The sequence below is a fragment of the Acidovorax lacteus genome (genome assembly GCF_039540375.1).
Lineage (GTDB): Bacteria > Pseudomonadota > Gammaproteobacteria > Burkholderiales > Burkholderiaceae_C > Acidovorax_G > Acidovorax_G lacteus.
Genome location: NZ_BAABEX010000008.1, coordinates 49,380 through 74,384, shown reverse-complemented (window position 1 = coordinate 74,384; position 25,005 = coordinate 49,380). Strand labels below are relative to the sequence as shown.

Here is a 25,005-nt window from a genome sequence, read left to right as displayed (position 1 = left end):
ACTTGTCACGCTACCGTCAGAAACAGCGTCTGTGGCTCCGTAGAATCGCCGCGTTCCTTACCACCAAAGCGCTCTCTGATCCTTGACCAGAGGACAGGAGCACCCCACAGCCTTACGACTTGGAGACACCATGCAGGCGTTACTGAAGTTTTCTCAGGGGGTGGATTGGATCAGCATACGGCTGGGCAAACTCAGCATGTGGCTGATTCTGATCACCACGGTCATCAGCGCGGCAAACGCCATCGTGCGCAAAGCGTTTGACATCAGTTCCAACGCGCTGCTGGAAGTCCAGTGGTACCTGTTTGCAGGCGTGTTTCTGCTGGGTGCGGGCTACTGCCTGCTGCAAAACGCCCATGTGCGCATCGACTTCGTCGCGTCGCGCCTGAGCGCCCGCGCCCGCAACTGGGTGGATGTGTTCGGCATTCTGCTGGTGCTGTTCCCGTTCTGCTGGATCGTGATGGACCTGGGCTGGCCGCTGTTCATGCGCGCCTGGGAGTCGGGCGAAATGTCGCAGAACGCAGGCGGCCTGGTCCGCTGGCCCGCCTACCTGATGATCCCGGTGGGCTTTGCGTTTTTGATGCTGCAGGGCGCTTCCGAGCTGATCAAGCGCATTGCCTTCCTGACCGGCCAGGGCCCCGACCCGCTGGCCCACGGTGACGACGATGAAGAGGCCAAACTGGCCGCAGAACTGGCCGCGCAACTGGAAGCCCAGTCGCGCCAGCCCGGCACTCCTGGAAAGGCCTGAGCCATGCTGACCACATTCCTCACCCAAAACTTTGTGCCGCTGCTGTTTGCCGGCCTTCTGGTGCTGCTGCTCACCGGCTTTCCGGTGGCGTTTGCGCTGGCCGCCGCCGGTCTGGGCTTTGGCTGGCTGGGCATTGAGCTGGGCCTGTTCCCGACGGTGATGTTCCAGGCGCTGCCCCTGCGGATCTTCGGGATCATGCAGAACGACACGCTGCTGGCGATTCCGTTCTTCACCTTCATGGGGATCATCCTGCAGAAGTCCGGCATGGCCGAAGACCTGCTGGAAACCGTGGGCCAGATCTTCGGCCCCCTGCGCGGTGGCGTGGCCATCGCCGTGATTCTGGTGGGCGCGCTGCTGGCCGCCACCACCGGCGTGGTGGCTGCAGCCGTGATCTCCATGGGCCTGATCTCGCTGCCCATCATGCTGCGCTACGGTTACAGCCGCGTGCTGGCCACGGGCACCATCACCGCGTCGGGCACGCTGGCGCAGGCCATCCCGCCCTCGCTGGTGCTGATCGTGCTGGCCGACCAGCTGGGCCGCTCGGTGGGCGACCTGTACGCCGGTGCCCTGGTTCCAGGCCTGATGCTCGTGGGCCTGTATGTGCTGTTCGTGGTGATCATCGCCATCGTGCTGCCCCACTGGGCCCCGGCCCTGCCGCCTGAGGCGCGCATCTACCGCGAATCCAACGGTGCGTCGGGCCACAAGTCGCTGCTGGTGCTGGTGGCTCTCTGCGCCGCTGTGGGCTATGTGTGGTCGCGTGTGCACGACCCGCTGATGACCCGCTGGCTCGACCGCTCTCTGCCGTCTGCGGGCGACGAAGTCGTGATCATGTCGATGACGATTGCCTCGCTGACCGCGCTGACGCTGTCGATCATCAACCGCGTCACGCGCATGGGCCTGCTGTCGCGTCTGGCCGAGCAGGTGACCTTTGTGCTCATGCCGCCGCTGATCCTGATCTTCCTGGTGCTGGGCACGATCTTCCTGGGCGTGGCCACGCCCACCGAAGGCGGTGCCATGGGTGCCATGGGCGCCCTGGTGCTGGCCATGATCAAGCGCCGCCTGAGCTGGGGCCTGATGCAGGAAGCCATGGACAACACGGCCAAGCTTGCCGCGTTCGTGCTGTTCATCCTGATCGGCTCCACCGTGTTCAGCTTCACCTTCAATGCGGCCGACGGCCACATCTGGGTGGAACACCTGTTCGACAAGATCCCGGGGGGTCAGCTGGGCTTCCTGCTGGTGGTGAACCTGCTGGTGTTCATCCTGGGCATGTTCATCGACTTCTTCGAGATCGCGTTCATCGTGGTGCCGCTGCTGGTGCCCGTGGCCGAGAAGATGGGCATCGACCTGGTGTGGTTCGGCGTGATCCTGGCCATGAACCTGCAGACCTCCTTCCTCACGCCGCCCTTCGGCTTTGCGCTGTTCTACCTGCGCAGCGTGGCACCGCGCAAGGACTACAAGGACCGCGTGACCGGCGCCACCATCCCGGCGGTGACGACCACGCAGATCTACAAGGGCTCGATTGCGTTCATCATCATTCAGATCTGCATGGTGGGTGTGATCATGGCCTTCCCGGGTCTGGTGATTGACAACCTGGAGAAGGTCGAAACCATCAGCGACACCGAGCTGATGCAAAAGCTCGAAAACATGGGCGGCGACCTGGCCCCGCCGCCGCTGGACCCGGTCGATCCGGCGGCAGCGTTGGAGGGCGCCCAGTCGACCACCGAGCCCACCACCACACCGGCCGACGATCCGCTCAAGGCCCTGCAAGAGTCGATGGCCAACGACAAGAAGAACTGAGAACCCGGGTTCTTCCTGCCACAAGCCCCGCCCTGTGCGGGGCTTTTTTATGCCGCAGGGCCTGTTCACCCGTTTGGGTAGATGCGTCGCAATCACAAGGCGCCCGGCGGCAAACGAAGCGGTTGTGCGGCCCCAGCGAGACTGGCAGCACCGCGGATGGCACCACGGATGGCGCTGGTTGCTTGCACCCCGAAGGGAAGGCCCTGGAAACGGCGCCACCCGTTGCGGTGGGCACGGCCAAGGCACCGGCCGTAGCGTCGTCATGCGCCCAGGTGGGCGCGGTTTTCATGGCCTTCGCACGGGCACCAACAGGCTGAACAAGCCCTGGCCCAACCCACCGCGTGCCCTGCGTACCGCCGGGTCAGCGGCGGCTACAGGGCCGCAACAGGCCCCAGAGGGGCGCCAGCCCGTGCGCCATGCGCCGCGCAGGCCAACGAGGCACCGGAGGCCCCATGGGCGATACGCTGCGGGCACGTGCACAGCACGAACGCGCCACGCACGTGTTGCCGCGCCGCACGAAGCCCCGCGCACCGTCGTTTGCTATCAATTGAGGAGCTGCTCGTGCTTGATTTGCAAGCACGAGCAGCACTTTTGAGGACCGATCTCGCAGGCGGTGTGCCCACGAAGCCGCCGGACCGAAGGCACCAGGCTTGACCGCACAGACTACCGCCGCGGCCCCACAGCCAGGAACCGTCTCGGGACAGCGCTGGCCACTCCCGGGTCACCGGGTGGAGCCCGCCCCACCCGCCACCCCAGGGCCGCCCGCAGTGGTGGCCGTGGCCTCGGCCTTCGCATGTGGTGTGGACCAGGATCGCCATGCCGCACGCCCCACGCGGTATGCCGCACCGGCCTGCCCCATCCCCGGAAGCCCTGAGCCCATTGGCCACCCGCACCCGACCGAGAGCGGCTGGCATGGGGCTGGCAACAGGCCCCAGAGCGGCGGCGGCGGGCCCGTGGTCCCTGGGCATAGCGCCCACCGACCCAGGGCCACAGGGCCACAGGGTGCGGGGCGCAGGGCGCGGCCCGCGCACAGGCAAAAAAAAGCCACGGGCAAGCCCGTGGCAGCGATGGCACTGCGCAGAGGGCCTGAGCCCTCCGTACACGCCCTCTTACAGCTTTTGCGACGACATGAAGATGTCGTAGCGGGCTTCCGCGAAGCGGAACCACAGCACCTGGTCGCGCTGGAAGGTCCGCATGTCGGCGTAGATCTTCTTCCACTCGGGGCTCTTGGCATCGTTCTCGGCGAACACTTCCATGGCGGCCTTGAACGAGGCGTCCATGATGGCTTGCGAGAAAGGCAGCACCTTGGTCTTGGCGGCCACCAGCTGCTTGAGCGCGATGGGGTTCAGCGCGTCGTACTTGGCCAGCATGTCTGCGTTGGCCAGGGCCGATGCCGCATCAATGATGGCCTTGTTCTCGGCCGACAGGCCTTCGTAGGCCTTGGTGTTGATGTAGAAGTCCACTTCGGGACCGCCTTCCCACCAGCCGGGGTAGTAGTAGAACGGAGCGACCTTGTTGAAGCCCAGCTTCTGGTCGTCGTACGGGCCCACCCACTCTGCGGCGTCCAGCGTGCCCTTTTCGAGCGACTGGTACACCTCACCGCCCGGGATGCTCTGGGGCACGGCACCCAGCTTTTGCATCACCTCACCCACCAGGCCGCCGCCCAGGCGCATCTTCAGGCCCTTGAAGTCGGCGGGCGTCTTGATTTCCTTGCGGTACCAGCCGCCCATCTGGGTGCCCGTGTTGCCACCGGCGAAGCTGATGACGTTGTAGCCGGCGTAGAACTCGTTCATGAGCTTGCGGCCATTGCCGTGCATCATCCAGGCGTTCATCTGGCGGGCGTTGAAGCCGAAGGGCACCGCAGAGCCCAGCGCGAAGGCGGGGTTCTTGCCATAGAAGTAGTAAGGCACGGTGTGGCACATCTCGACCGTGGCGTTCTGCACGCCGTCGAGCACGCCGAAGGGAGGCATCAGTTCGCCACCCGGGTGCACCGAGATCTCGAACTTGCCGCCCGACATGGCGCGAACGGCCTTGGCGAACACATCAGCACCGCCGTAGATGGTGTCCAGCGACTTCGGGAAGCTGGAAGCCAGGCGCCAGCGGATGGTGGCCTGTGCGTGCACAGCAGGCGCAATGCCCGAGGCCAGAACGCCGGCGATGCCAGCGCGCTTCATGAGGGAGCGACGATCCATGAGTGATCTCCTACGATGGGTTTTGTGAACTGCGGGACCGGGCCGATAAGCCCGTCACCGCGGCGACTTGCCTCAAGGATTCTAGGAAGATGGGGGGTGTCGCTTTTGGGGGTTTACCCCCGGAAAACGGCCTGCAGACACAGCGCTTCAGGGTTCTGCAAGGAATGCGGTGCCGCGCCTTGCCGCACGGCGCTGCGTCAGATCTTCTGGGCCGACATGAAGCTGTCGTACCGCGCCTCGGCGAAGCGGAACCACATGATCTGCTCGCGCTGGAACGTGCGCATGTCGGCATAGATGCGCTTCCATTCGGGGCTGCGCGCATCGTTGGCGGCAAACACTTCCATGGACGCCTTGAACGCTGCGTCCATCACCGACCCCGAGAACGCCAGCACCTTGGTCTTGGCCTGCACCAGTTGCTTGAGCGCAGCGGGGTTGTTGGAGTCGTAACGGGCCAGCATGTCGGCATGGGCCATGGAGGCCGCGCCTGCCAGGATGCCGCGCAGATCCTGGGGCAAGGCCAGGTAGGCTTTGCGCTGGATGAAGAAGCCCACTTCCGGCCCACCTTCCCACCAACCTGGGTAGTAGTAGTAGGGCGCGACTTTGTGAAAGCCGAGCTTCTGATCGTCGTAGGGACCAATCCATTCGGCAGCGTCCATCTGCCCGCGCTGCAGGGCCTGGTAGATCTCCCCCCCCGGCAGGCTGTTGGGCACGGCGCCCAGCTTGGCCATGACCTCGCCCACCAGCCCGCCGCCCACGCGGATGCGCAGGCCCTTGAGGTCGGACGGCTGGCGGATCTCCTTGAGGTACCAGCCGCCCATCTGTGTGCCGGTGTTGCCGCCCGCAAAGCTCACGATGTTGAAGCCTGCGTAAAACTCGTCCAGCAGCTTGCGGCCATTGCCGTGCAGCATCCAGGCGTTCATCTGGCGGGCGTTGAAGCCGAACGGAATCGCGGAGCCCAGGGCAAAGGCCGGGTGCTTGTCGTAGAAGTAGTACGGCACCGTGTGGCAGGCTTCGACGGTGCCGCCCTGCACCGCATCGACCACACCAAAAGCCGGTGCGACTTCGCCGCTGGCGTGTACCGAAATCTCGAAGCGCCCGTTGGACATGGTGCGCACATGGGCCGCAAACACCTCGGCGCCGCCGTAGATGGTGTCAGACGAGCGCGGAAAGCTCGACGCGAGGCGCCAGCGGATGACAGGCTGCGCCCAGACGGCCGGGGCGACCCCCGAAGCGAGCACGCCCAGGATGCCAGAACGTTTGACGACTGATCGGCGATCCACGCGCGTGCGGCTCCTGTGTGCGGGTTGCAGAAAACGGTCCTCCGCCTGCCGGAGACCCGCGCCGATTGTAGGGAGCCGCCTGCGCGCTGCGCATCGCGGCTTACCCGAAGGCGTTTGGGTTCAGCGCCTGCGCACTCAGGCCCGGGCAGCCTGCAGGAAGCGCTCGCGCATCGAGCGCTCAATGCCAGCCGCGTCCAGCCCCTGCATGGCGAGCAGCTTGGCCGGATCGCCATGCTCGATGAAGGCATCGGGCAGGCCCAGCTGCAGCACCGGCCGCACCACGCCCGCGGCATGCAGGGCCTCGGTCACGGCGCTGCCCGCGCCGCCCATCACGCAGCCCTCTTCCACCGTGACGAAGGCATCGTGGTCCTGCGCCAGGGCTTGCAACAGCTCCGTGTCGAGCGGCTTGGCCCAGCGCATGTTGGCCACGGTGGCGTCCAGCGCCTCGCCCGCCGCCATGGCGGGATACAACAGCGTGCCGAAGGCCAGGATGGCGATGCGCGGGCGGCCTGCTTGCGTGGGGCCTGCGGTGCGGCGCACTTCGCCTTTGCCGAACGGCAGTCCTTCGAGCCCGGGCAGCGGCTCCACGCCCACGCCGCTGCCGCGCGGGTAGCGCACCGCCACCGGGTGGTTTTGCGCAAACGCGGTGGACAGCAGCTGGCGGCATTCGCGCTCGTCGGCCGGGCAGGCCATGCTCATGTTCGGAATGCAGCGCACGTAGGCAATGTCGTAGGCACCCGCATGGGTCGCGCCGTCGGCCCCCACCAGGCCTGCACGGTCAAGCGCGAACACCACGGGCAGGTTCTGCAGCGCCACGTCGTGGATGAGCTGGTCGTACGCCCGCTGCAGGAAGGTGGAGTAGATCGCCACCACGGGCTTGACGCCCTCACAGGCCAGCCCGCCGGCAAAGGTCACGGCATGCTGCTCGGCAATGCCCACGTCGTAGTAGCGGTCGGGGAAGCGCCTTTCAAACTCGACCATGCCCGAGCCCTCGCGCATGGCGGGCGTGATGCCCACCAGGCGCTCGTCCTGCGCGGCCATGTCGCACAGCCACTGGCCAAACACCTGGGTGAAGGTGGGCTTGGGCGGCGTGGCCGGCTTGGTCAGGCCCACGCTGGGGTCGAACTTGCCCGGGCCGTGGTAGGCCACGGGGTCGGCCTCGGCCAGCTTGTAGCCCTGCCCCTTTTTGGTCACCACATGCAGGAACTGCGGGCCTTTGAGGCCCTTGATGTTCTCCAGCGTGGGGATCAGCGAATCCAGGTCGTGCCCGTCGATGGGGCCGATGTAGTTGAAGCCGAACTTCTCGAACAGCGTGGCCGGCACCACCATGCCCTTGGCCTGCTGCTCGAAGCGCTTGGCCAGCTCCAGCAGCGGCGGCACGGGCTTGAGCACGGTCTTGCCCACGTTCTTGGCGGCCGCGTAGAACTGGCCGCTCATGAGCTGTGCAAGGTAGCGGTTGAGCGCGCCCACCGGCGGGCTGATGCTCATGTCGTTGTCGTTGAGCACCACCAGCAGGTTGGCGTCGGCCACGCCCGCGTTGTTGAGCGCCTCGAAGGCCATGCCCGCGGTCATCGCGCCGTCGCCGATGATGGCCACGGCATGGCGGTCCTCGCCCTTGCGGCGGGCAGCCAGGGCCATGCCCAGCGCAGCCGAGATGCTGGTGGACGAATGCGCGGTGCCAAAGGTGTCGTAGGGACTCTCGGCCCGCTGCGGAAAGCCCGAGATGCCGCCCCACTGACGCAACGTGCCCATGCGGTCGCGCCGGCCGGTCAGGATCTTGTGCGGGTAGGTCTGGTGGCCCACGTCCCACACCAGGCGGTCGTGCGGAGTCTGGAACACGTAGTGCAGCGCAATGGTCAGCTCCACCGTGCCCAGGTTGGAGCTCAGGTGGCCGCCGGTGCGCGAGACGCTGTCGAGCACAAACGCGCGCAGCTCGGTGGCCAGCGCCTTGAGGTCGGTGCGCGAGAGCTGGCGCAGATCGGCCGGGTCGTTGATGGTCTGCAGCAGGGGGTAGGGCGTCGTCGACATTGCTATGTTTTTTGTAGCGACTCGTGCTTGATTTTCAAGCACGAGCCGGGTCAACCATCCAAAGGGGGTGCAGAGGGCCTGCCATGGGTGTGAACAAAGGGGCCTAGTGCGAACGTTGCACGACCAGATCGGCCAGCGCCCGCAAGGCGCGCGTGTCGGCCAACGCGGGCTGCGCCAGCGCGTCCAGGGCCTGCGCGTGCAGCTCCAGCGCATGGGCGCGCGCGCGGTCCAGGCCCATCAGCGAGACGTAGGTCGGCTTGTCGCAGGCCGCGTCTTTACCGGCCGTCTTGCCCAGCGTGGCGGAGTCGGCCGTCACGTCGAGGATGTCGTCCACCACCTGAAACGCCAGGCCGAGGGCCGCACCGTAGCGCGACAGCGCCTCGCGCGCGGCGGCCGGGGCCTGCGCACAGGCGGCGCCCATCATCACGCTGCCTTCGAGCAGCGCACCGGTCTTGAGGCGGTGCATCTGCCGCAGCTCGGTTTCGGTCAACGCGCGGCCTACGCTGGCCAGGTCAATCGCCTGCCCGCCCGCCATGCCGGCCGATCCGGCGGCGCGCGCGAGCAGGCGGCACAACTCGGCCTGCACCGTGGGCAGCACCGCCGGGCCTTCGGGCGTGAGCAGCTCGAACGCAAAGGCCTGCAACGCGTCGCCCGCCAGCAATGCCGGTGCTTCGCCAAACTGCACATGCACCGTGGGCTTGCCGCGGCGCAGCACGTCGTTGTCCATGCAGGGCAGGTCGTCGTGCACCAGCGAATAGGCGTGGATCAGCTCCACCGCGCAGGCGGCGCGCACCGCGGCCTCGCGGCACATGGCGGGGGCGGCGGCCACCACGGCCTCGCTGGCGGCGTACACCAGCAGCGGGCGCAGGCGCTTGCCGCCGTCGAGCACGGCGTAGCGCATGGCTTCGCCCAGACCGGCCGGCGCATCCACGCCCACCCATTGCGACAAGGCGTCTTCCGTGGCCTGCAGGTGCGCGCGGCTCCAGGCGGCAAAGTCGAAGGCGTCGGCCACCGCGGCGCTCATTCGGCGCTCCAGGGCTGTAGGGTGTCGCCGTCAAGCACCTTGATCTGGTCTTGCACCGCTTCGAGTTGCTGGCGGCAGTAGGCCAGCAGCACGGCACCGCGCTGATAACCGGCCAGCAGATCCTGCAGCGGCATCTGCCCGGATTCGATGCGTGCCACGAGCTGCTCAAGCTCCTGCAGCGCCGCTTCGTAGCTGGCGGGATCACTGGCAGGGGCGGCGGAGGAGGCCTTGGGCATGGGAGGGGCGCCGAAGCGCAGTGCAAAAGCGGCGATTTTAGGCGCAGGGCATGTGCCACGCCGTCGCCTGGGGGTTCCGCCCTGGGGCCGCCCCGACGGGGGCGTACCAGCCCCCTGCCCGAGGTCTTTCAGTGGCAAAAACCTGTGCTGGATCAAGGCTTTCAATAGACACAGGGGGGCTACGGGAATAACCCCACGGGCTACAATCCCATTCCCCGTCGAGCCGGCTTTCACGCCGGTTTATTCATTTCAACGTCGCCTTTGTGCGCACCCTCCCTGTGGGGAGTCTTTAGGTCAGGTCACCCATGTCTGATTTAAGTCTTCAACTGCAGCAGGCCGCAAGCCAACTACCAGTTTCCAGCTATTTTGACGAGGCGCTGTTCCAGCGCGAGTTGGAGACGATCTTTCAGCGCGGGCCCCGCTATGTGGGGCACCAGCTGGCCGTGCCCCACACGGGCGACTACTACGCACTGCCCCAGGAAGGGGAAGGCCGCGCCCTCGTGCGCAATGCCCAGGGCCAGGTCGAACTGGTCTCCAACGTCTGCCGCCACCGCCAGGCGGTGATGCTCAAGGGCCGCGGCTCGCTGCAAGGCCAAGGCAAGGGCCATGCCGGGGGCAACATCGTGTGCCCGCTGCACCGCTGGACGTACAGCCCCAGCGGCCAGTTGCTGGGTGCGCCGCACTTCGCGCACGACCCGTGCCTGAACCTGAACAACTACACGCTGCGCGAGTGGAACGGCCTGCTGTTTGAAGACAACGGCCGCGACATCGAAGCCGAGCTGGCCGGAATGGGCCCGCGCGCCGATCTGTCGTTCGAGGGTTATGCGCTCGACCGCGTAGAACTGCACGAGTGCAACTACAACTGGAAGACCTTCATCGAGGTTTACCTCGAGGACTACCACGTCGGCCCCTTCCACCCGGGGCTGGGCAACTTCGTCACCTGCGACGACCTGCGCTGGGAATTCCAGAAGCACTACTCGGTGCAGACCGTGGGCGTGGCCTCGACGTTCGGCAAGCCGGGTTCGGACATCTACAAAAAGTGGCACGACGTGCTGCTGAACTACCGCGAAGGCAAGATGCCCGAGCGCGGCGCGATCTGGCTGACCTACTACCCGCACATCATGGTGGAGTGGTATCCGCACGTGCTCACGGTGTCGACGCTGCACCCGGTCAGCCCCACCAAGACGCTGAACATGGTGGAGTTCTACTACCCTGAAGAAATCGCCGCCTTCGAGCGCGAATTCGTCGAAGCCCAGCAGGCCGCCTACATGGAGACCTGCATCGAGGACGACGAGATCGCCGAGCGCATGGATGCCGGCCGCAAGGCGCTGTTCGAGCGTGGCGACAACGAAGTGGGCCCCTACCAGAGCCCGATGGAAGACGGCATGCAGCACTTCCACGAGTGGTACCGCGAAGTCATGGGGTATACCGCCCGCTGATCCGCCGATCACCGGGCCGTGCGGCCCGGGTGCTCTCATTAGAATAGCTGCGCGGGCCGGTCCTTCGGCCCGCGCAGCTTTTTTATTGGCCACCCTACTCCACACACCGCCGCATGCAAGCCCTCTGGATGGTCCTGGCCGCATTCCTCTTTGCCAGCATGGGGGTGTGCGTCAAGATCGCGTCGGCGTACTTCAATGCGGCCGAACTCGTGTTCTACCGCGGGCTCATCGGCATGGCCATTTTGTGGGCCCTGTCGCGCTCGCAGCACATCACGCTGGCCACACGCTACCCGGGCATGCACGCGTGGCGCAGCCTGGTGGGCGTGGTGTCGCTCGGGGCCTGGTTTTATGCAATTGCGCACCTGCCGCTGGCCACCGCCATGACGCTCAACTACATGAGCAGCGTGTGGATTGCGGCTTTTTTGGTGGGCGGTGCGCTGCTGGCCTGGCGGCCCTCGGCTGCCGCGCCGCGGCCGGTGCTGCAGGGCCCGCTGGTGCTCACGGTGCTCACCGGCTTCGCGGGCGTGGTGCTGATGCTGCGCCCCAGCATCGAGCAGAACCAGATGTTCGCAGGCCTGATCGGGCTGATGTCGGGCCTGACGGCCGCGTTTGCCTACATGCAGGTCGTGGCGCTGTCGCGCATCGGCGAGCCCGAATCGCGCACGGTGTTCTACTTTGCCCTGGGCTCGGCCGTGGCCGGTGGTGGGGCCATGCTGTTCACTGGCGTATCGGCCTGGCCCGGCTGGGCCGCGCTGTGGCTGCTGCCCATTGGCGTGCTGGCTGCGGGCGGGCAGTTGTGCATGACACGCGCCTACGCCAGCGCCAAGACGCAGCGCGGCACCCTGGTGGTGGCCAACCTGCAGTATTCGGGCATCGTGTTTGCCGCGCTGTACAGCGTGCTGCTGTTTGGCGACCAGATTCCGCCCCTGGGCTGGCTGGGCATGGCACTCATCGTGGGCAGCGGTATCGTGGCCACCATCCTGCGCGCCCGCGCCGTGCCCGGCACCCCGGCCGAAGAACACTGACCTGGAAGGACACCCCATGACCGCCTCGTACCGCACGCTGATTTCGGTGGCCGAACTGCAGGCCCTGCAGGCCAGCGGCCGACCGCTGATGGTGTTCGACTGCAGCTTTGACCTGATGCAGCCCAGCGCTGGCGAGCAACAGTACCTGCAGGCACACCTTCCGGGCGCGGTGTACGCGCACCTGGATTTGCACCTGAGCGCCAAACACGGTGCGCCCGGTGCCGGTGGCACGCAGGTGGCAGCCGAGGCCGACCGGCCCGCATCGGGCGGCCGCCACCCGCTGCCCAGCCGCGAGCGCTTTGCCATGTGGCTGTCGAGCGTGGGCTTTGCCAACAACATGCAGGCCGTGGTGTACGACCGCAACGGCGCCAACTACTGCGGCCGCCTGTGGTGGATGCTGCAGTGGGCGGGCCATGCCGATGTGGCCGTGCTCGACGGTGGCCTGCAGGCCTGGCAGTCCACTGGTGGTGCCGTGGTCAGCGGCGTGGAAGCGGCGCATTTTCAAAGCCACTTCCGCCTGCAGCCGCCACTGCGCGAACTGCGCACTGCCAGCGACGTGCTGGCCCGGCTGGGCACGCCCGGCCAGGTGGTGGTGGACGCCCGGGCGGGCGCGCGCTACCGCGGCGAAGTCGAGCCCTTGGACCCGGTGGCCGGGCACATTCCGGGCGCGCTCAACCGCCCGTTTGCCGACAACCTGGGCAGCGACGGCCGCTTCAAGAGCCCGGCCGTGCTGCGCGCCGAGTTTGAAGGCCTGCTCGGCGGTCGCCCGGCGGCCAGCGTGGTGCACCAGTGCGGCAGCGGCGTGAGCGCCATTCCCAACCTGCTGGCCATGGAAGTCGCCGGTCTGGGCCCCACGGCCCTGTTTGCAGGCAGCTGGAGCGAGTGGTGCAGCGACCCCAGCCGCCCGGTGGAAAAGAGCGCACCCGCCTGAGGTGCCCGGACACAGTCCCTGAGCCACCGAACCATTGCCGCCCAGCACACCACGCGGCAGCAAGCGATTGCCACCTGGTCTGCAAGCCCACATCTGGCCGGCGTGGCCATACAACACCGCTGTGCACACGGCCGATGTGGCCAATGCGCAAAAAAGAGGGCTTTGTGGGTGCTATCAAAAAGATGAGCAGCTTGTGCGCCCTGGTGCCGGGGTGCGCAGCACGCATGGCACTGGGAAACGCGGGACGCTGACTGATCGGCGTGTAGGAAAAATTCCTACAAAAACGGCGGCCGGACCAGACACACTGCACAGCCAAACACCGACTTAATTTCCGATTGGCCCGGTTTCACAATCCATTTCAACGGATCGCGAACACGATGACACCGCCGGTGACATCCCCGATCCGAGTGGAAAGGAAGCCGCCATGACCAACGAACAACTGCTTGCCGAGATTCGCGAAGCCAACCTCACCTACCTGATGCTGGCCCAGAACCTGATCCGCCAGGACAAGGCCGAAGCGGTGTTCCGTCTGGGCATCAACGAAGAGGCTGCGGACATTCTCGCATCGCTGTCGGCCGCGCAGGTGCTCAAGATCGCATCGCGCAACACGCTGCTGTGCAGCTTCCGTGTGGACGACAACCTGGTCTGGAGCTTGCTGACCAACCACAGCGCCAGCAAGGTCGGCAACGAAGCCACGAACACCCTGCACGCCAACATTTTGATGGCCGGCCGCGTGTCCGAAGTGCTGTAAGTCTCGCCGATTGCCCTGCCCCCTGATCCCCGGAGAAGCCGCCATGTCCGCACCCGTCAAAAGCGTTCTGAACGAGTCCAAGCAGATCGAACGTGCTGCCCTGCTGATCCAGATGGGCGCGCGCATGCAGGTGCTCGAATCCGAAACCACGCTGTCGTACGAGCGCCTGATCCGCCTGTACAAGGAGATCGCGGGCAAGTCGCCCTCCAAGGGGCAGCTGCCGTTCTCGACCGACTGGTTCCTGACCTGGCAGGAAAACATCCACAGCTCGCTGTTCCTCAACATCTACGAGTACCTGTCCAAGGGCGTGAGCCTGGACTCGGTGGAACTGCTGACCAAGGCCTACCGCCTCTACAACGAGCAGGTGGCCACGGCCGAGATCGAGCCGCTGCTGTCCTTCACCCGCGCCTGGCGTCTGGTCAAGTTTGTCGATGCCAGCATGCTCACGCGCACCAAGTGCTCCAAGTGCGGCGGCCTGTTCGTGACCGAGCCCTACGAGAACGCCCGCCACTACACCTGCGGCCTGTGCAACCCGCCAGCCCGCGCAGGCAAGAGCAAGTCGGCCGGGGCGCTGATGCTGCACTGAGCGCCCCAAAACCAAGCCAAATCGGCTGCTCGTGCTTATTAATCAAGCACGAGCAGCTATTACTTTTATAGCAACCGGGTGACCGAAGGGGCACACCCTCAGCGGGCCAGCAGCAGCGTGCGCACGTTGTCGTCCAGCGGCAGGGCGTAGTCGCAGGCCGCGACCACGCTGTTGCCCGTGGGCACCACCATCTTGAGGCTGACGTACAGCATGGTGGCCGAGGCCGCATACGTGCCCACCACCACGGCCTGCGCCGCATGGCTGCGTGCCACCTCGCGCAGTTCGCGCGACAACAGCAGCTCGCCCTGGTCGCGCTGCATGGCCAGCGTCTCGCGCAGCTTGGGCTCCACCACGTTCAGGCCGCGCTGCACCAGGCGGCTGGCAATCTGCTCCGAAAACATGCGGCCCAGGCGCGACGACTCGTGCACCCGGTCCACACTCACCAGCGTGGCCACGATCAGCGGCTGCGCCGGATCGATGCGCACGGTTTGCAGCAACTGGTCGGCCGCGCGGTAATTGGCGTCCAGCAGATCGGTCTTGGCCAGAGACGCCAGCCCCTCGCCGTAGTAGTAGCTGGCGCAGCCAGTAAGCGGTACGACCACGGGCGCGGCGAGCACGGGCAGCAGCGTGCGCAGACATTGGCGGCGGGAGGCGTTCATGACGGGTTCACCACCTGCCAGGTCTTGAGCGGCACCGGCGGCGGGGCCGGCGGCGGCGGCGCGGGCGGGCGGTACAGCGTCGCGTCTTCGGGCTCGATGTAGTAGATGTCGGCCGTGCGGGCCAACAGGCGATCGCCGCTTTCCAGCGTGGCCGTCACCAGCACTTCGGTGCGCGTGGGGCCGCCTGCGGCCGGGCCGTCGGTGGCGTACAGCGCCGCGTCGCCCAGCACGCCCAGCGCGGCCACACCCAGGCCCATGGAGGTGTTGCTCTGCATATAGCGGTGCCAGTCGCGCGCCACGATGACCCCGGCGGCCAGCCGCGTGAGCGGCATGGGCGAGCGGTTGGACACGGGGGCCACATGCTCGACCACCTGCGTCTCGATCACAAGGGACACGTTGGTCGGCTGGTTGGACAACACCACGCCCCGGTCCAGCAGACGCGCCACGAGCAGGCGGCGCAGGCTCGTGTGAAAAGCCGAATCGCCACTGGCCGACACGTGGATCGGATGCTCGCCCGCAGGCCAGTCGCGGATCTTGTCGGCAATGCGCGTGGCCACGTCGTCGGCCAGCACGTTCCAGTGGTGCACGGCGCGCGCCTTCTTCTGGTCGCTGGCCGGGTAGTTGTCGGCGCGCGGCACGTCCAGGCTGCTGCAGCCGGTGGCCAGCAGCAGCGCAGCCAGTGCCGCAGCCCACAGGCGCGGCCGCAGGGGCCTGCCAGGCGCGGTCACCGGGGAAACAGAAAACAGGCATCGGGGCTGCAGCATGGTCCACATCCTATGCCAGGGCCCTCCCCCGGCATGCAGCGAACAGCGGTGGAAATAGCGGCCAATTTGCGCTCATGTGCGGGTGCGCCGCCGCACCCCGCCCCCACCGCCACAGAGCCGCGTCCGGCCTGCCCGAGGCAGGCCGCTGCCACGCGCCCCGCCACACTCAACCCGTGTTGCGCAGCCCTGCGGCGATGCCGTTGATGCTGATGTGGATACCGGTCTGCACCCGCTCGTCGCCCTGGCCCGCGCGCCAGCGGCGCACCAGCTCCACTTGCAGGTGGTGCAGCGGGTCGATGTACGGGAAGCGGTGCTTGATCGAGCGGGCCAGCGCCGTGTTGTGGGCCAGGCGCTGCTTGTCGCCCGTGATGCGCGTGAGCGCGTCGGCCGTGCGGTGCCATTCGGCTTCGATGGCGGTGAACACCTTCTTGCGCAGACGCGCGTCGGCCACCAGTTCGCTGTAGCGCGAGGCCAGGGCCAAATCGCTCTTGGCCAGCACCATGTCCATGTTCGACAGCAGCGTGCGGAAGAACGGCCACTGGCGGTACATCTTCTGCAGCAGCGCGAGCTGGGCCTTCGGGTCCTTGCCCTCGGCGTCCAGAAACGCCTGCACGGCCGAGCCGAAGCCGAACCAGCCGGGCAGCGTGAGGCGGCACTGGCCCCAGCTGAAGCCCCAGGGAATGGCGCGCAGGTCTTCGATGCGCTGGCTGGCCTTGCGCGAGGCCGGGCGCGAGCCGATGTTGAGCTCGGCAATCTCGCGGATCGGCGTGGAGTTGAAGAAGTAGTCGGTGAAGCCCGGGGTCTCGTACACCAGCGCGCGGTAGGCGGCCATGCTGGCCTGCGACAGGCGCGCGGCCGCATCGAGAAACACCTTGGTGGCCGGCTTGGTGGGCTGCAGCAGCGTGGCTTCGAGCGTGGCCGCCACCAGGGTTTCGAGGTTGCGGCGGCCGATTTCGGGGTTGGCGTACTTCGAGGCGATCACCTCGCCCTGCTCGGTCAGGCGGATCTGGCCGCGCACCGTGCCCGGCGGCTGCGCCAGGATGGCCTGGTAGCTGGGCCCGCCGCCACGGCCCACCGTGCCGCCGCGGCCGTGGAACATGCGCAGCTGGATGCCGTGGCTGGTGGCCAGCTCGTCGAACAGCTCGACCAGCGCAATCTCGGCGCGGTACAGCTCCCAGTTGCTGGTGAAGATGCCGCCGTCCTTGTTGCTGTCGGAGTAGCCGAGCATGATGTCCTGCTCGGCCCCGCTGCGCTGGACCAGCGCGGCAATGCCGGGCAGGCCGTAGAAGGCGCGCATGATGGGCGCGGCGTTGCGCAGGTCTTCGATGGTTTCGAACAGCGGGACCACGATCAGGTCGTTGCGCGCGCCGGGCTCGGCATCGAGCGTGCCGCGCATCAGGCCCACTTCCTTTTGCAGCAGCAGCACTTCGAGCAGGTCGCTCACGGTTTCGGTGTGGCTGATGATGTAGTGGCGGATGGCCTCGGCCCCGAAGCGCTCGCGCAGGCGGCGTGCGGCTTCGAAGATGGCAATCTCGCCTTGCGTATGGGCCGAATACTCGGCCCCCACCACGCGCAGCGGCCGTGCGTCATTCAGCAGGCGCAGCAGCAGCGCGCGCTTGGAATCCTCGTCCAGCGCGGCATACGCAGGCTCGATGCGCGCCGTGGCCAGCAGCTCGGCCACCACTTCCTCGTGCTTGTCGGAGCTTTGGCGCAAATCCACCGTGGCCAGGTGGAAGCCAAACACCTCCACTGCGCGAATCAGCGGATGCAGCCGCTCGGCTGCCAGCGCCTTGCCGTGGTGCGCGCAGAGCGAGGCCTCGATCACGCGCAGGTCGGCCAGAAACTCGGCCGCGCTGGTGTAGGGGTTCTGCGGGGCGACCGCGTGGCGCGCGGCCTCACCGCCGGTCAGTTCGCGCAGCGATGCCGCCAGGCGCGCGTAGATGCCGGTGAGCGCGCGGCGGTAGGGCTCGTCCTGCCGGTGCTCGCTGGTGTCGGGCGAGCGCAGGGCCAGGGCCTCCATCTCGGGCGTGACCTGCACCAGCCGCGCCGACAGCGACAGCTCGCCGCCCAGGTAGTGCACCTCGGTCAGGTAGTGGCGCAGGGCCACGTCGGCCTGGCGGCGCAGCGCGTATTCGAGCGTGTGCGCCGTCACGTTGGGGTTGCCGTCGCGGTCGCCGCCGATCCACTGGCCCATGCGCAGAAAACTCGCCACCGGGTACTGACCCAGCTCGTCTTCAAGGTCGGCGTAGATGCGCGGGATCTCGCGCAGGAACGTGGCCTCGTAATAACTGAGCGCGTTCTCGATCTCGTCGGCCACCGTCAGGCGCGAATAGCGCAGCAGGCGCGTTTGCCACAGCTGCGCCACACGGGCGCGCAGCCGGGCCTCATTGGCGGCCAGCTCGCGGGGCGTGAGCGCATCTTTGGCCACGGTGTAGAGCTGGGCGCGCTCGCGGATGTCGTCGCGCTCGGCCAGCAGGCGGGCAATGTCGCGCTCGGCGTCCAGAATGCTCTTGCGCTGCACCTCGGTGGGGTGTGCCGTGAGCACGGGCGCCACGTAGCTGCCGGCCAGCGTCTGGGCAATCGTCTTGGGCGCAATGCCCGCCCAGCGCAGGCGCGACAGGGCCACGGCGATGCTGCCTTCCTGCGTGTCGCCCGCGCGCTCGTGCACCGCGCGGCGGCGGATGTGGTGGCGGTCTTCGGCCAGATTGGCCAGGTGGCTGAAATAGGTGAAGGCGCGGATCACGCTCACCGTCTGGTCGGCCGTAAGCGACTTGAGCAGCTTCTTGAGCGCGCGGTCGGCTTCTTCGTCGGCATCGCGCCGAAAGGCCACGGAGAGCTTGCGCACCTGCTCGACGAGCTCGTAGGCGGCAACGCCTTCCTGCTCGCGGATGACGTCGCCCAGAATGCGGCCCAGCAGGCGGATGTCTTCGATGAGCGGCTGGTCCTTGTCGGATCGTTTCATGCGCGGTGTCTCCGGAGGGGAATCGGGGGCGCGGCGCCCGCGCCCCAGCCCCGGAGCGCGGGGGCACCGGCCATCAGTGCGGGCGCATGCTAGCATCGCCCGCCGCCCAATAATTACAAATAGGTTACGAACTTGAGCCCCGTTCTTTCCCCCATCGTCATCGCAACGCGCGAAAGCCGCCTGGCCCTGTGGCAGGCCGAACATGTGCAGGCGCTGCTGCGCGCGCGGGGCCATGTGGTGTCGCTGCTGGGCATGACCACGCTGGGCGACCAGATCCTGGACCGCAGCCTCTCCAAGGTGGGCGGCAAAGGCCTGTTCGTCAAAGAGCTGGAAGTGGCCCTGCTCGAAGGCCGGGCGCAGATCGCGGTGCATTCGCTCAAGGATGTGCCCATGGAATTGCCTGAGGGCTTTGCGCTGGCCTGCGTGATGGAGCGCGAAGACCCGCGCGACGCCTTTGTCTCGCCCGCATTCGCACGGCTCGAAGACCTGCCAGAGGGCGCGGTGGTGGGCACCTCCAGCCTGCGCCGGCAGGTGCTGCTCAAGGCCCTGCGGCCCGACCTGCGCATCGAGCCCCTGCGCGGCAACCTCGACACGCGCCTGCGCAAGCTCGACGAAGGCCAGTACCACGCCATCGTGCTCGCGGCTGCGGGCCTCAAGCGCCTGGGCCTGGCAGAGCGCATCCGCTGCGTGTTCGAGACCGACCAGATGCTGCCCGCTGCCGGCCAGGGCGCGCTGGGCATCGAGGTGCGCAGCGACCGCCGCGACCTGATCGATGCCCTGGCCCCGCTGGCCCACACCCCCACCTGGCTGACGGTGGCCGCCGAGCGCGCCGTGAGCCGCGCCATGGGCGGCAGCTGCTCCATGCCGCTGGCCGCGCACGGCGTACTCAACAGCGGCACGCTGCACCTGCGCGCGGCCTGGGGCGACCCCGAGGGCCGCGTGCCCCTGGTACGCGCCGAAGCCAGCGCGCCCGTGGCCGACCTGGCCGCGGCCGAAGCCTTGGGCCTGGCGATTGCCGAGCGCCTGCGCGCCGGTGGCGCGACCGGCCCGGCCCCCGTGGCCTGACCGCTCCATGGCCCAGCCCGCCCCGCGCGTGCTGGTCACCCGGCCCGCCCGGGAGGCCGCCCCCTGGGTGCAGGCCTTGCAGGCGCGTGGCCTTGCAGCCGAGGCCCTGCCGCTGATCGCGATTGGCCCCTGCACCGACCCAGCCGCCCGCGCGGCCGTGGACGCAGCCCGACAAGGCTGGCCGCAGTACCGCGCACTGATGTTTGTGAGCGGCAATGCGGTGGCCGAGTTCTTTGGATCAAATCCGGCGCTCGTGCTTGAGAATCAAGCACGAGCAGCTATCAAAACAAGAGCATGGGCCCCAGGCCCCGGCACAGCGGCTGCGCTGCGCCAGGCGGGTGTGGCGGCTGCGTGCATCGACAGCCCGGCCGCCGATGCCGCGCAGTTCGACTCTGAAGCGCTGTGGGCCGTGGTGGCCCCGCAGGTGCAGCCGGGCGACCGGGTGCTGATCGTGCGCGGGCGCAGCCCGGGCGGCGACGCGCTGCAGGGCACGGGCCGCGAATGGCTGGCCGCGCAGGTGGCCGCGCGCGGCGGCGCGGTCGAAACGCTGGCCGTGTACGAACGCGGCCCTGCGCCGCTCGACGCCGCCGCGCTGGCCCGCGCACAAGCCGCCACGCACGACGGCAGCTGGTGGTTGCTCAGCAGCTCTGAAGCGCTCGGCTATCTGGCCGCCGCGCTGCCCGACACCGACTGGCGGGCCGCCCGCGCCATGGCCACGCACCCGCGCATTGCGGCATCGGCGCAACGCCTGGGTTTTGGCTGCGTGCGCGAATCCCGTCCGGCGCTGGACGATGTGGTGGCCTCGATAGAATCCGCCGCATGAGCGCTCTGCCCCCTTCCGCCCCGATCGACCCTGCCGCAGCCTCACCAGCTCCGGCCCCGGAGGCAGTGGCGACCGCAGCGCCCACGGCCCCCTCGGCGCCCACCGCCGCGCCGACAGCCTCCACGCCCGTGCACCCGCTGACCTGGCTGGTCGCGGCGCTGGCCGTGGCGGGCCTGGCCAGCAGCGTGATGCTGTGGCAAAAGCTCAGCAACATCCAGGAGCAGCTCGCGCGCCAGTCGGCCGACTCGGGCGCGCTGGCCGTCGAGGCCCGCACCATGGCCCGCCAGGCCGAGGACCAGGTGCGCGACGCCACTGCCCGCCTGTCGGTGGCCGAAGCCCGGCTGGGCGAAGTGGCGCTGCAGCGCACCCAGCTCGAAGAGCTGATGCAAAGCCTCTCGCGCTCGCGCGACGAAAACCTGGTGGTGGACATCGAATCCGCGCTGCGCCTGGCGCAGCAGCAGGCCCAGCTCACCGGCAGCCTGGAGCCGCTGGTGGCCGCGCTCAAGACCGCCTCGCAACGCATCGAACGCGCCGCGCAGCCGCGGCTGGCGCCGGTGCAACGCGCCATTGCCCGCGACCTGGACCAGCTCTCGCGCGCCACCGTCACCGACACCGCGGGCCTGCTGGCGCGGCTGGACGACCTGGTGCGCCAGGTCGATGAGCTGCCCGTGGCCAACGCCGTGGCCCAGGCCGCGGCCACGCGCCGCCTGGCGGCCAGCAGCACACCCGCCAGCGCCGCGCCCAACGCACCCTGGTGGCAGGCCACGCTGCAACGCAGCTGGGACATCCTCCGCGAAGAAGCCCGCAGCCTGGTGCGCGTGAGCCGCATCGACCAGCCCGAGGCCATTCTGTTGAGCCCCGAGCAGACCTACTTCCTGCGCGAAAACCTCAAGCTCAAACTGCTGCATGCGCGCCTGGGCGTGCTCGCGCGGCAGTACGACTCGGCCCGCGCCGACCTGGCCGCCGCGTCGGCAGCGCTCAACAAATACTTCGACCCGTCCTCGCGCCGCACACAGACCGCCGCCACCGTGCTGCAGGCCGCGCAGGCCACCGTGCGCGCAGCCGAGCTGCCGCGCCTGGACGAAACCCTGGCTGCGCTGGCCACTGCCGCGGCAGGCCGCTGAGGACACCCCCGCATGCGCGCCGCACTGTGGTTTCTGGGCCTCTTTGGCATTGCCGTGGCCGTGGCCCTGTTCGCGGGCAACAACCAGGGCACGGTCACGCTCTACTGGCCGCCCTACCGGGTGGACCTGTCGCTCAACATGGTGCTGCTGCTGCTGGTGGCGGGCTTCACCACGGTGTACGCCGCGCTGCGTGCGCTGGCCGCGCTGCTGGAGCTGCCCCACCAGGCCCGGCGCTGGCGCGCCCAGCAAAAGGAACGCGCCATGCACACGGCGCTGCTGGATGCGCTCACGCACATGCTGGCCGGGCGCTTTCTGCGCTCGCGCAAGGCCGCGCTGGCCTCGCTTGCGCAGGAACACGCGCTGCAGGCGGCCGGTGAGGCCGTGCCGCACGCCCGTCAGCTGCGCGCCCTGGCCCACATGGTGGCGGCCGAGGGATCGCACGCCCTGCAAGACCGCGCCACACGCGACCAGCATCTGCACAGCGCGCTGAGCGAAGCCCCAGCCCGTGGCAACCAGCACGACCAAGGCCTGCGCGAAGGGGCGCAGCTGCGCGCCGCCCGTTGGACGCTGGACGACCGCGACGCCAACGCCGCGCTCGAATGGCTGGCCGCCCTGCCTGTGGGGGCCACGCGCCGTACGCTGGCCCTGCGCACCCGCCTGAAGGCCACGCGCCTGGCGCACCAGACGCAGGACGCGCTGGACACCGCCCGCCTGCTGGCCAAGCACCGCGCCTTTTCGCCTGCGGCGGCCCAGAGCATCGTGCGCGGGCTGGCCATCGAACTGATCCAGGGCGCACACGACCCGACGCAGTTGCAACAGGTGTGGCTGGGTCTCGACCCGGCCGAGCGCGCCATGCCCGAACTGGCCATCCACGCCGCGCAGCGCCTGGCCAGCCTGGGCGGAGAACCTGCCCAGGTACGCCATTGGCTGCTGCCACTGTGGGACCGCCTCACGCAGGCCAGCGATCCGCTGGGCGACCAGCACGCGCTGCGCCTGGTGCGCGCGCTGGAAGCCGGCCTGACGGACCTGGACGCCGCCTGGCTGTCGCGCATCGAGTCGGCCCACCAGGCCAACCCGCGAGATACGCGCCTGCAGTACCTGGCCGGCGTGGCCTGCTTGCGCCGCCAGCTCTGGGGCAAGGCGCAGCAGCTGCTGTCGCAGGCGGCGCAGCAGCTCGACGACAGCGGCCTGCGCGCCAGCGCTTGGCGCCATCTCGCCGAGCTGGCAGAGCAGCGCGGGGACGCCGATGCTGCGGCCGCGGCCTGGAAGAAGGCCGCCCTGAGCCGCTGAGCCCTGGCGCGCCCGCCCGGCGCGCGGTCTGGCACGCACCAAGGCGTCGGGGTGCAGCCCCCCTCGGTATGCCGCCGCAACGCCCTCAACGCGGGCTGCGCCGTCCATTCGCGCAGCGCGACCGCCGGTCGGAATAGCGCGCGTGTGGTCCAAGCATGTGGGAACTTTGAGCGACAAGCCTCTATCGATTCAGTTTTTTTGAATCAAGGCATCAATACGGCTGAAACCGCCTGCCAAGGCCGCTCCCTACACTGCAGCCATCCCAACGCCAGCGGCGCACCCGCGCTGCCAGGCCCTACGCCACCGACCATGCCGTCTCAACCCGCCACACCTCTGCATCCAGCGCCGCGCTACAGCGGCACTGCCATCGCCCTGCACTGGGTGCTGGGCCTCGCCCTGATCGGACTGATCGGCGTGGGCCTGTACATGACGGGCCTGCCGTTTTCGCCGCAGCGCCTGAAGCTCTACAACTGGCACAAGTGGGCGGGCATGACGGTGCTCGCGCTGTCGGTGCTGCGCCTGCTGTGGCGCCTGACGCACCGTCCGCCCGCATTGCCTGCCACGATTGCGCAGGCCATGCCCCGCTGGCAATCGGTGGCGCACCATGCCACGCACGTCGGTCTGTATCTGCTGTTTTTCACCGTGCCGCTGCTGGGCTGGGTGTACAGCTCTGCGGCTGGATTCCCCGTGGTGCTGTTCGGTGCCCTGCCGCTGCCCGATCTGGTGGCTGCCAACCCCGACCTGGCCGAAACGCTGAAGCCGCTGCACAAGTTCAGCGCCTACGCCATGGCGGCCCTGATCGTGCTGCACGTAGCCGGGGCCCTCAAGCACCAGTGGATCGACCGCGATGGCCTGCTGCAGCGCATGCTGCCCGGCCGCGGCTGAGCCATTCCTTTCCTTTTCGCTCCCGCCCTGCACATGACCCATTACCGCTTTACCACCCGCCTGGCCCTTGCGGCCGCCACCCTCGTCACCGCTACGGCCGCACTGGCGCAGCAAGCCCTGGTACCGGCACAGAGCGAACTGCAGTTCACGGCGCGCCAGATGGGCGTGCCGCTCGAGGGCCACTTCCGCAAGTTCGACGCGCAGGTGCAGTTTGACCCGGCCAAACTGGCCGACAGCAAGATCCGCTTCACGGTGGACACCGGCAGCGCCACGCTGGGATCGCGCGAAACCGACGCCGAACTGCCCAAGCCCACCTGGTTCAACGTGCCCAAATTCCCGCAGGCCACGTTTGAATCAACAGCCCTCAAAGCCCTGGGCGGCGGCAAGTTTGAAGTGGCTGGCAAGCTCAGCATCAAGGGCACCGTGCGCGACGTGGTCGTGCCGGTCACGCTGACCCAGAGCGGCGCCACCACCACGGCCACCGGCACGCTGCCACTCAAGCGCCTGGCCTTCCGCATCGGCGAGAACGAGTGGGCCGACACCTCGATGGTGGCCGACGACGTGCAGGTGCGCTTTAAGTTCGCACTGACGGGTGTGGGCAAGCTCTGACGCCGCCCCGCCGTACCGATTTCGATTGATTCCGTCCCCCTCACCAACCAAGGAGATCCTGTCCATGAAGAAGACCGCCCTCATGCTGGCCGCAGCCGCCGCAATGGCCACGGGCCTGGCCCACGCCCAGTCCGCCAACTACGCGATCGATCCGACGCACACGTTCGTGACCTTCGAGATCAGCCATTTCGGCACTTCGACCAACCGCGGCCGCTTCGACAAGAAGGAAGGTTCGGTGCAGTTCGACCGCGCGGGCAAGACTGGCAAGGTGGACATCACGATCGACACCACGTCGATCAACACCGGCACCCCGGCCTTTGACAAGCACCTGCAGAGCCCCGACCTGTTTGACGCCGCCAAGCACCCGACCATCCGCTTCGTGTCGGACAAGTTCGTGTTCAACGGCGACAAGGTCAGCGAAGTGACCGGCCAGCTCACGCTGCTGGGCAAGACCGGCCCCGTGACGCTGAAGTCGACACAGTTCAACTGCTACCAGAGCCCCATGCTCAAGCGCGAGGTCTGCGGTGGCGACTTCGAGACCGTGATCGACCGCACCCAGTGGGGCATGAACTACGGCATCAACTGGGGCGCGCCCAAGGACGTGCGCCTGGTTATCCAGGTCGAAGCCATCAAGCAGTAAACCTGCTGGCCGACACCGCCCACAGCCCGCCTCGCGCGGGCTTTTTCATGCGCGGCCTGGCCTGAAGGCCGCCTTCGGACACCCTGCACGGGCGCAGAGCCCCGCCAGCGCGGGCCCACACAACCCGGCCGGTAAAATCGCCCGCAACCG

General features: G+C 68.0%; 22 protein-coding genes. 14 read left to right on the top strand and 8 right to left on the bottom strand.

Annotation, left to right across the window (positions count from 1 at the left end; genetic code table 11):
* The first annotated feature begins 130 nt into the window (after window positions 1-130).
* Together ABD866_RS07225 and ABD866_RS07220 are read left to right on the top strand one after the other, a co-directional pair.
* A complete protein-coding gene (locus tag ABD866_RS07225) occupies window positions 131-745 on the top strand; it encodes a TRAP transporter small permease subunit (protein WP_345062664.1) in 615 nt (204 codons plus the stop codon).
* A 3-nt stretch (window positions 746-748) separates the two neighbouring features.
* Window positions 749-2,542: a TRAP transporter large permease gene (locus ABD866_RS07220; protein WP_345062662.1), complete on the top strand. Its 1,794-nt coding sequence runs from the start codon at window positions 749-751 to the stop codon at window positions 2,540-2,542.
* A 1,109-nt stretch (window positions 2,543-3,651) separates the two neighbouring features.
* Here ABD866_RS07220 and ABD866_RS07215 read toward each other — a convergent pair.
* From ABD866_RS07215 to ABD866_RS07195, 5 genes are all read right to left on the bottom strand, one after another.
* A complete protein-coding gene (locus tag ABD866_RS07215; RefSeq protein ID WP_345062660.1) occupies window positions 3,652-4,734 on the bottom strand; it encodes a TRAP transporter substrate-binding protein in 1,083 nt (360 codons plus the stop codon).
* A gap of 197 nt (window positions 4,735-4,931) precedes the next feature.
* Entirely contained in the window at window positions 4,932-6,014 is a 1,083-nt protein-coding gene (locus ABD866_RS07210) for a TRAP transporter substrate-binding protein (protein WP_345062658.1), read from the bottom strand.
* Window positions 6,015-6,149: 135 nt separating this feature from the next.
* Complete coding sequence (gene dxs, locus ABD866_RS07205) at window positions 6,150-8,042, bottom strand: 1-deoxy-D-xylulose-5-phosphate synthase (protein ID WP_345062656.1); 1,893 nt, start codon at window positions 8,040-8,042, stop codon at window positions 6,150-6,152.
* Window positions 8,043-8,145: 103 nt separating this feature from the next.
* Window positions 8,146-9,066, bottom strand: coding sequence for a polyprenyl synthetase family protein (locus tag ABD866_RS07200; protein WP_345062654.1), 921 nt, complete (start codon window positions 9,064-9,066; stop codon window positions 8,146-8,148).
* Window positions 9,063-9,302: an exodeoxyribonuclease VII small subunit gene (locus tag ABD866_RS07195; RefSeq protein WP_345062652.1), complete on the bottom strand. Its 240-nt coding sequence runs from the start codon at window positions 9,300-9,302 to the stop codon at window positions 9,063-9,065. Before ABD866_RS07195 ends, ABD866_RS07200 begins: the two co-directional genes overlap by 4 nt.
* Window positions 9,303-9,607: 305 nt before the next feature.
* Between ABD866_RS07195 and ABD866_RS07190 the strand changes: the two genes are divergently transcribed.
* The 5 genes from ABD866_RS07190 to flhC all read left to right on the top strand — a co-directional run bounded on the left by ABD866_RS07190 (window position 9,608) and on the right by flhC (window position 14,034).
* Window positions 9,608-10,741 carry an aromatic ring-hydroxylating oxygenase subunit alpha gene (locus ABD866_RS07190; protein ID WP_345062650.1) on the top strand — a complete coding sequence of 378 codons (1,134 nt, stop codon included), beginning with the start codon at window positions 9,608-9,610 and terminating at the stop codon, window positions 10,739-10,741.
* Window positions 10,742-10,854: 113 nt separating this feature from the next.
* Window positions 10,855-11,766, top strand: coding sequence for a DMT family transporter (locus ABD866_RS07185; RefSeq protein ID WP_345062648.1), 912 nt, complete (start codon window positions 10,855-10,857; stop codon window positions 11,764-11,766).
* 16 nt (window positions 11,767-11,782) lie between these two features.
* Entirely contained in the window at window positions 11,783-12,697 is a 915-nt protein-coding gene (locus ABD866_RS07180; RefSeq protein WP_345062646.1) for a sulfurtransferase, read from the top strand.
* Window positions 12,698-13,121: 424 nt separating this feature from the next.
* Window positions 13,122-13,448: a flagellar transcriptional regulator FlhD gene (flhD, locus tag ABD866_RS07175; protein WP_345062644.1), complete on the top strand. Its 327-nt coding sequence runs from the start codon at window positions 13,122-13,124 to the stop codon at window positions 13,446-13,448.
* A 43-nt stretch (window positions 13,449-13,491) separates the two neighbouring features.
* Window positions 13,492-14,034 carry a flagellar transcriptional regulator FlhC gene (flhC, locus tag ABD866_RS07170; RefSeq protein WP_345062642.1) on the top strand — a complete coding sequence of 181 codons (543 nt, stop codon included), beginning with the start codon at window positions 13,492-13,494 and terminating at the stop codon, window positions 14,032-14,034.
* 98 nt (window positions 14,035-14,132) lie between these two features.
* On the opposite strand, the gene ABD866_RS07165 is transcribed toward flhC, so the two are convergent.
* The 3 genes from ABD866_RS07165 to ppc all read right to left on the bottom strand — a co-directional run bounded on the left by ABD866_RS07165 (window position 14,133) and on the right by ppc (window position 18,419).
* Window positions 14,133-14,693, bottom strand: coding sequence for a FlgO family outer membrane protein (locus ABD866_RS07165; RefSeq protein ID WP_345062640.1), 561 nt, complete (start codon window positions 14,691-14,693; stop codon window positions 14,133-14,135).
* Window positions 14,690-15,457: a hypothetical protein gene (locus ABD866_RS07160; RefSeq protein ID WP_345062638.1), complete on the bottom strand. Its 768-nt coding sequence runs from the start codon at window positions 15,455-15,457 to the stop codon at window positions 14,690-14,692. The genes ABD866_RS07165 and ABD866_RS07160 overlap by 4 nt, the downstream gene beginning before the upstream one ends.
* A gap of 166 nt (window positions 15,458-15,623) precedes the next feature.
* Window positions 15,624-18,419 carry a phosphoenolpyruvate carboxylase gene (gene ppc, locus ABD866_RS07155; protein ID WP_345062636.1) on the bottom strand — a complete coding sequence of 932 codons (2,796 nt, stop codon included), beginning with the start codon at window positions 18,417-18,419 and terminating at the stop codon, window positions 15,624-15,626.
* A gap of 132 nt (window positions 18,420-18,551) precedes the next feature.
* On the opposite strand from ppc, the gene hemC reads away from it, so the two are divergent.
* From hemC to ABD866_RS07120, 7 genes are all read left to right on the top strand, one after another.
* A complete protein-coding gene (gene hemC, locus ABD866_RS07150) occupies window positions 18,552-19,484 on the top strand; it encodes a hydroxymethylbilane synthase (RefSeq protein WP_345062634.1) in 933 nt (310 codons plus the stop codon).
* Between the two features lie 7 nt (window positions 19,485-19,491).
* Window positions 19,492-20,307, top strand: coding sequence for a uroporphyrinogen-III synthase (locus ABD866_RS07145; RefSeq protein ID WP_345062631.1), 816 nt, complete (start codon window positions 19,492-19,494; stop codon window positions 20,305-20,307).
* On the top strand, window positions 20,304-21,431 hold the full coding sequence (locus ABD866_RS07140) for a uroporphyrinogen-III C-methyltransferase (RefSeq protein WP_345062630.1): 1,128 nt from the start codon (window positions 20,304-20,306) through the stop codon (window positions 21,429-21,431). The genes ABD866_RS07145 and ABD866_RS07140 overlap by 4 nt, the downstream gene beginning before the upstream one ends.
* 12 nt (window positions 21,432-21,443) lie before the next feature.
* A complete protein-coding gene (locus tag ABD866_RS07135) occupies window positions 21,444-22,721 on the top strand; it encodes a heme biosynthesis protein HemY (protein ID WP_345062629.1) in 1,278 nt (425 codons plus the stop codon).
* A 309-nt stretch (window positions 22,722-23,030) separates the two neighbouring features.
* Entirely contained in the window at window positions 23,031-23,606 is a 576-nt protein-coding gene (locus ABD866_RS07130) for a cytochrome b (RefSeq protein WP_345062627.1), read from the top strand.
* Between the two features lie 33 nt (window positions 23,607-23,639).
* Window positions 23,640-24,215, top strand: coding sequence for a YceI family protein (locus tag ABD866_RS07125; protein WP_345062625.1), 576 nt, complete (start codon window positions 23,640-23,642; stop codon window positions 24,213-24,215).
* 64 nt (window positions 24,216-24,279) lie between these two features.
* Window positions 24,280-24,855, top strand: coding sequence for a YceI family protein (locus ABD866_RS07120; RefSeq protein WP_345062623.1), 576 nt, complete (start codon window positions 24,280-24,282; stop codon window positions 24,853-24,855).
* Window positions 24,856-25,005: the final 150 nt, after the last annotated feature.